The organism is Rhodococcoides corynebacterioides (genome assembly GCF_019834675.1).
Classification (GTDB): domain Bacteria; phylum Actinomycetota; class Actinomycetes; order Mycobacteriales; family Mycobacteriaceae; genus Rhodococcoides; species Rhodococcoides corynebacterioides_A.
Window position 1 is genome coordinate 25,155 of record NZ_JABUBU010000028.1, and the last position, 7,419, is coordinate 32,573.

Here is a 7,419-nt window from a genome sequence, read left to right on the forward strand (position 1 = left end):
GCGACGAGATGACGACGGTCGGATCCTTCGCGCGGCAGCGGGAGAGCGCGGACCTCACGACGACGGCGAGCGTGCGGGACGCACTGGCGGCGACGGGCTACGTTGCGAACGACGAGCTCGCCACGGTGGTCCGCCTCGCGATCGCGCTCGATCGCCCGCTGCTGCTCGAGGGCCCGGCCGGCGTCGGCAAGACGGAACTGGCGAAGGCGCTCGCGGCGGCGGGTGGGCGACGACTGGTGCGGTTGCAGTGCTACGAGGGTCTCGACGACAACCGGGCGCTCTACGAGTGGGACTACGCGCGGCAGTTGTTGCACGTGCAGATGCTGCGGGACCGGACGAGTGCCGAGCTCGCGTCGGCGCCGGACCTGGCCGCAGCGTCGGCCCTGCTGGCGGACACGGACTTCGGGCTGTACTCGGAGGCGTTCCTCGCCCCGCGCCCCCTGCTCGACGCGATCCTGTCCGAGGAACCGGTGGTGTTGTTGGTCGACGAGGTGGACCGCACCGAGGAAGCGATGGAGGCGCTGCTGCTCGAGGTGTTGGCCGAGAAGCAGGTGACGGTGCCGGAGGTGGGTACCTTCACCGCACGCACCGCCCCGTGGGTCGTGTTGACCTCCAACGACACTCGGGAACTGTCGGGTGCGCTGAAACGGCGCTGTCTGCATCTGACCGTCGATTTCCCGACCGCGGAGATCGAACGCGAGATCGTGGCGTCCCGCGCGCCCGACGTGGAGGAGGGCGTGATCGCCGACGTGGTGGACCTCGCGCGGTCCCTGCGCGACCTGCCGCTGCGGAAGGCGCCGTCGGTGTCCGAGGTGATCGATGCCGCCCGCGCGGCGATGCTCCTCGGCGACACCGCCTCCGCCGCGACGCGCGAGATCCTGTACTCGGTGTTGCTCAAGTACGCCTCGGACACCGAATTGGTGCGGGCTCGGGCGCGTCCGCCCTCGGAGACGGGGCCGACCTCACGCACGGCGACCGAGCGCCCGACGCCGAGCATCGCGAGTGCGCCGCCGAACACCACGACGGCCGCGTTCCGCGGACGAGGCGGTCGGTCGTGACCGACCCCGCGGCCCACGCGCCCACCGCCGTCCTCGACGTGATCGCCGCCGGCTTCGGGCGCGTTCTGCGGAGGTACGGGGTCGCGGCCTCCCCCGCCGAGGTGATCGAGGTCCGGCGGGTGCTGGGACTGTTCGGCGCCGGTGATCTCGGCGCGCTGCGGTGGGCGCTGCGGGCGACGTGCGCGAAGTACTCTCATGAGCGCGACGCGTTCGACCGCGCCTTCGATGCGATGTTCGCCCCTGCCGTCGCCCTCGCCGACGACGATCCGCGGCGGCCGTCCGGCGTCATCACCGCGGACGGGTTGCCGACGTCGCTGGACGTGGCGGGGGACCACGCCGACGTCGGCCGCTACGCCGACTACAACGACCGGGCCGCCGACGTCGGGGAGTTCTTCGACACCCCGGAGAAAGAGAAGGGTTTCAACCCGCACAAGGACGACGACGACCTCTCGCTCACGGGCGCCGACTCGGAGGTCTCGGTGGACACCGACGCCGAATCCGGCCGGCGGGGCGTGACGTACACGGTGGAGGTCGATCGGGGCGACAGTGCGACCGTCGGCGACCTCGCGTCGTCCGACGCCGTGGTCGCGCAGGGCGTGCTGCGGTGGGACGACCCGGCGGGAATCCTGGGGTGGCTGAACGCGTACGACCCGGCGTCGGTCTACGGCGACGCCGGATTCGGCGAGGAACTCACGCGTGCGCAACTCGATCGGTTGGCGGCGGCGGTGGAGGCGTTCGTCGACGCCGTCGCGCAGCAGGATGTCGACGCTCTCGCGGCGACCGGTGAGCCGTGTGTTCCCACCGACCGCGCGGACGTCGTCGCGGCGTCCCGCGAGGTGGTGCGGCGAATGCGGGGTACGCCTCGGCCGCGTCCCCGCGAGCACGGCGCGGGCCGACTCGATCTGCGGCGGACGGTGCGGGCGGGCATGCGGACCGACGGGGTGCCGTTCCGTCTGATCTCGCGGACCCCGGTCCCGGAGCAGGTCAGGCTGCTCGTGCTGGCGGACGTGTCGCTGTCGGTTCGGCCGATCACGGCGTTCGCGTTGCGGCTCGCGCAGTCGCTGCGCCACCGCGTGTCCCGGTGCACGGTGCTCGCGTTCGTCGATCGGCCCGTCGATGTCACCGACGTCCTCGCGAGCAGCACCGGCGACGACGCCCTGGCCGCGGTGCTCGCCGCGCCCGAACTCGACCTCGAGGCGTCGAGCGACTACGGACGCGTCTTCGCCGACGTGCTCGCACACCACGGGTCCGCGGTGACGTCCCGGACCTCGGTGGTGATCGTCGGGGACGGTCGGTGCAACGGTCTACCGTCCGGCGTCCGCGACCTCGAGACCATCGCCCGGCGCACGCACCGGCTGGCGTGGATCACGCCGGAGGCCGAGCGGTACTGGTCTCAGGCGACGTGTTCGATGGAGGAGTACGCGCAGGTCTGCGACGGTGTGGTGGTGGCCTGCGACGCCCGCCGGCTGGTGGAGCGGGCGGCCGATCTGGGATCCGCGCTGCGGTGATCGACCTGCCCGATCGGGCAGGGGAAACCGGACCCACCGGACGTAAGCTGGATCACATGCTCGGCACGACGGACGTCTCCACCGGTTCGACCCCGGCGACCTCGCTCTCCCGCGTCACGGGCGACGGCGCGGGTCGGGTGGTCAAGTTCCACGCGCCGGAGATCGTCTTCGGAGTCGGGTCGACGGGGGAGGTCGCGCACGCCGTGGCGCGGCTCGGCGGCCGGCGACCGTTCCTGGTCACCGACGCGGGGCTGGTCGCGACGGGCTGGGTGGACGAGGTCGCGCGTGACCTAAGGTCGGCAGGGCTCGAACCCGTGGTGTGGTCCGAGCCGACGCCGAATCCCAAGGACCACGAGATCGAGGCGGGCGCGGACGTCTACCGCGACCGCGGGTGCGACGTCCTCGTCGCGGTCGGGGGCGGCAGCGTGATGGATGCGGCCAAGGGTGTGGCGATCCTCGCGGCCAACGACGGGCGCATCCTCGACTACGAGGGCGTGGACCGGGTGGCCGCTCCCATTCCGCCGCTGGTCATGGTGCCGACCACCGCCGGAACCGGCGCGGACGTCTCCCAGTTCTGCATTGTCACCGACACCGGCCGCGGCACCAAGATCACGATCCTCGGCCGCTCGTTGGTTCCCGATATCACGGTGATCGACCCGCGGCTGCTCACCACGATGCCGGAATGGCTCAGTGCCGCAACCGGTCTCGACGCGCTCACGCACGGGATCGAGGCGTTCGTCTCGCTGGCGCACAACCCTCTCACCGACGATCACGCACTCCGGGCGGTCACGTTGGTGATCGGCACGCTGGCGCGCACCATCGACGACCCCACGTCGCTGCCCATGCGCACCGTCATGGCGCAAGCCAGCCTGGAGGGCGGCCTGGCCTTCACCAACGCCATTCTCGGTGCGGCCCACGCCATGAGCCACCAGGTGGGCGGTCTGTTGGACCTGCCGCACGGCGTCATCAACGGAATCCTGCTTCCGCACGTCATCCGGTTCAACGCCGACGCCGATGGCTCGCCCTACGTTCCGGTGGCGCGGCAACTCGGTCTCGACGAGGCGCGGGGGAGTGCCCGCGAAGCCGCGCTGGCGGTCGCCGATCGGGTCGAGACGTTGGCCCGGCAGGTGGGCGTACCGGCGTCTCTCGGGGCCATCGGCGTCCGCGAGGAGGACGTCGATCGTCTCGCCGGTTTCGCGTTGCGTGACGCGTGTATGGCGACCAATCCGCGTCCGGTCACCCACGCCGACGTCGCGGCGTTGTTCCGGCAGGCGCTGTGAGTCCGGCAGGCGCTGTGAGTCCGGCGAGAGCGACGGCGCCGTGAGCGGTCCCGAACCCGTCACCGATCTGTCCTTGCTCACCGGGCTCCGATCGTCGAAAAGCACGTACTACCCGCAGTATCGGGGTGCCGCGGAACGGCTCGAAAGAGTCGTCCACGCCCTCGATCTCGTCTCGCGTGCGCTGACCCGCACCGTGGAGGGCCCGGAGACGCTGATCTGTGCGGTCGCCGAGGCAGCCCGGGCGCACCTGAACGCCCGGTGGGTGGTGGTCGCACTGACCGACGCGTCGTTGCCGGGCACCGGGCCTCGTCGACTGGTCCTCGGACCGGACGCGAGTCCGTTCCTGGTGGGCGAGGTGGAGGGCCCGCCGCTGCCCGACGACGTGCTCGCGTGTCTCGACGACGTTCGCAGTGCCCGCTTCGCCGCGGAGCAGGTGATCGAACCGCACTACGCCTTCGTGCCGATCGAGTCCGTCGACGGCGCCGTCGGTGCTCTCGCCGCGTGGACGGATCCGCGGCGCACGTTGGACGCGACCGACGGCGCCGTGCTCAGCATCCTGGCGTCGCAAACGGCTGTGGCACTGCAGAACTCGGCCACCTTTCAGGATGCGCGACGTACCGCGGCCGATCTCGCCGTGCGCAACGCCGAGCTCGAGGCCACGCAGCGACGCCTCGGGGCCGCGCATCGCCATCAGGTGCTCGACGAGGAGCGCCACCGCATCGCGCGCGAGCTGCACGACAGCGTGACCCAGGCAGTGCTTTCGGCAGGGATGCAAATCGAGGTGTGTCGCAACGACATTCCGGATGCGGAGCGACGCGAGCGCCTCGATCTGGCGAAGGATCTGACCCGCCGCGCGGTCGAGCAGTTGCGCTCCGCCATCTACTCCTTGGGCCGCGCCGGCGACGCGGAGCGATCATCGTTGCCCGACATGCTCGATCAGCTGAGCGTCGTGCACATGCCGGACGAGTTGCAAGTCGTCGTCGACATCGACGGAACACCGGAGGAACTGCCGGGCGACGTCGAGCACGCGATCCTGCGGATCGCCGGCGAGGCCTTGTTCAACGCGGCGGTGCATTCCGACGCGTCGCACGCCGCCCTCGATCTGCGCTACCGGCGGGACTTGGTGATGCTCGTCGTCTCCGACGACGGCGACGGCGACCCCGCGACCGTGCGCACCGCCATGCGTCTCGCCGAGTCGGGCGACCTCGGCGGTGCGCACCGCGGACTGGTCAACATGGCAACGCGTGCACGGGAACTCGGCGGTCGGCTCGACGTCGGGCGCTCACGGCTCGGTGGCATCGAGGTCGCCGCCACCATCCCGACGGAAGGACAGCGATGACGGGCATCATGCTGGTCGACGACCACGCCATTCTGCGGCAGGGACTGCGGTCGGTGCTCGAGCGCGAACCCGACCTGCAGGTCGTCGGGGAGGCCGCCTCGGCTCGGGAAGCACTGGCCCTGGCGGATCGGCTGGTGCCCGAAGTCGCGCTGCTCGACCTCAAGCTCTCCGCCGGCTCGGACCACGAGGGGCTTGCCGTCTGCCGCGCGCTGTCCGCACGCCACCCGACGATGGGTCTGCTGGTGTTGACGACGTTCCTGGACGAACGGCTGGTGGTCGACGCCGTCCATGCCGGCGCGCGGGGATACGTGGTCAAGGACGTCGACACCACCGAGCTCGTGCGGGCGATCCGCGCAGTGGCGCGGGGCGAATCCGCGTTCGACGCACGAAGCGCCTCGGCCGTGGTGCGATCCCTCAACGGCACCGGGGTGCGGGAGGATTCGCTGTCCGAGCGGGAACTCGAGGTGTTGAGGTTGCTGGCGACCGGACTGTCCAACAGTGCCATCGGGTCGGAACTGTTCATTTCCGCCACCACGGTGAAGTTCCACGTCAGCAACATCATGCGCAAGCTGGGCGCGACCCGACGCGCGGAGGCCGTGCATCTCGCCGGAAAGGGCGGGTTGATCTAGCTGTCCCGGTTTCCGGCTGTTGGCGTGGTGGATGTCGGTGGGGGTCTCTATAATCGAACACATGAGCGATAGGGGGGTCGGAGCGGTGGGGGGTGCGCAGGTCGGGGGCGTTGCCTGGGGTGCGCGTGACCATGCCGCGATGGGTCTGCCGGTGTCCTTCGACCTGCCCGTGGGTGGGCACCTCGACGCCCTGGCCGACCTTGCTGCGGGGGCGGCCTACCTCGAATGGCGCCGCTACCAGCACGCCGCCGCCCTGCACACCGAAATCGTCGTCCCCGAAGAGGACCGCGACGAGCGGGCGGTCGATGCGTTCGCTCAGTGCGCCGCCCGCGTCGCCACCACTCTGTCGGTGTCGCAGTACGTCGCCGAACGCCTCCTCGACGACGCCGTCGCCCTCCGCGACCGCCTCCCCCGGGTGGCGGAATGCCTACGCGACGGGGTGGTCTCCGCCAATTTCATCCGCGCCATCGTCTCGCGCACCGAACTCATCCACGGCCGGTTGTATCAGGGACTGGTGGACGCCGACATCGCCGCCGCCCTGCGCAAGCCGGGGACGTGGTCGACAGCCCGAGTGCGGGATCTGTGCGATCAGATGGTCTACCGCCGTGACCCCGACGCCGTCCGCGAACGGCGGGAGGAAGCACTCAAGGGGCGGTGCTTCTTCACCGAGGCCGGTCTCGACGGCATGGGGACCGTGGGGGCGACGGTGTCCGCCGAACGCGCCGCCGTCGTCGCCCGCGTCGTCGAACGACTGGCCGCGCAGGTCTGCAAGCACGACAGTCGCACCAAAACCGCGCGGGCATCGGACGCGCTGTTCGCACTCGTCAAGCACGCCCCGTTCGGCTGCGACTGCGCCCGCCCCGAGTGCACGTTCACCGTGGTCGATGCGGACGAGGTCGCAGCGAACGCAGCACGCATCGTCATCCACGTGGTCGCCGACACCACCACCCTCACCGGACCCGTTCCCGCGAACACGACCACGGCGGCGGTGGACGAGGCAGCGGCCGCCGACGCTGTGCCCGAGTCCGAGTCCGAGCGCGAACTGGTCGACGGTGTCGGGTTCGTCGCCGGGCTCGGCATCATCTCCGGCGCCCACGTCCGCGACCTCGCCGCCGACCCCGACACCCTGATCCGCCCGCTCGGCGACGGCACCGACACTCCGTTGCCCGCGACACAACCGGCGGATCCGTACCGACCCTCGGCCGCACTCGATGCGAACGTTCGCGCCCGAGATCAGTACTGCACCTGGCCCGGCTGCAACAAGCCGGCGTGGGACGGCGACCTCGACCACATCACCGAATACGACCACACCCACCCCGAGAACGGCGGGAAGACCACTGCGACCGGACTCGGCGCGAAATGTCGGTTCCACCACCTACTGAAAACGTTCGGCGACTTCGTCGACGACCAATACGACGACCCCGACCACCCGGGCCGGATCGTCCGCACGGTCACCATCCCCGAAGGTCGCACAGTCCTCGGCCCGGCGCACACCGGTTTCGACACCCACCCCGGACTCGACATGATCGTCTTCGGCGACCCACCCGCCTCCGGCACGAACAAGCAATCGGGCGAACGCGAACCCACCCGACCCGCCCCACGCAC

General features: G+C 70.7%; 6 protein-coding genes. All 6 read left to right on the forward strand.

Features of this window, described 5'->3' with window-relative positions; all coding sequences use genetic code 11:
• The first annotated feature begins 8 nt into the window (after window positions 1–8).
• Window positions 9–1,058 carry a MadB family AAA-type ATPase gene (locus tag HQ603_RS17435; protein WP_222686017.1) on the forward strand — a complete coding sequence of 350 codons (1,050 nt, stop codon included), beginning with the start codon at window positions 9–11 and terminating at the stop codon, window positions 1,056–1,058.
• Window positions 1,055–2,566 (forward strand): MadC family VWA domain-containing protein, encoded by a 1,512-nt coding sequence (madC, locus tag HQ603_RS17440; RefSeq protein ID WP_222686018.1) that lies wholly within the window; start codon window positions 1,055–1,057, stop codon window positions 2,564–2,566. Before HQ603_RS17435 ends, madC begins: the two co-directional genes overlap by 4 nt.
• Window positions 2,567–2,622: 56 nt before the next feature.
• Entirely contained in the window at window positions 2,623–3,846 is a 1,224-nt protein-coding gene (locus tag HQ603_RS17445) for an iron-containing alcohol dehydrogenase (RefSeq protein ID WP_222686019.1), read from the forward strand.
• 40 nt (window positions 3,847–3,886) lie between these two features.
• Entirely contained in the window at window positions 3,887–5,185 is a 1,299-nt protein-coding gene (locus HQ603_RS17450) for a MadS family sensor histidine kinase (RefSeq protein ID WP_222686020.1), read from the forward strand.
• On the forward strand, window positions 5,182–5,814 hold the full coding sequence (locus HQ603_RS17455; protein WP_068099566.1) for a MadR family response regulator transcription factor: 633 nt from the start codon (window positions 5,182–5,184) through the stop codon (window positions 5,812–5,814). The genes HQ603_RS17450 and HQ603_RS17455 overlap by 4 nt, the downstream gene beginning before the upstream one ends.
• Window positions 5,815–5,875: 61 nt before the next feature.
• Window positions 5,876–7,419 (forward strand): DUF222 domain-containing protein (locus HQ603_RS17460; RefSeq protein WP_222686021.1); only part of this gene is annotated, 1,544 nt, incomplete at its 3' end.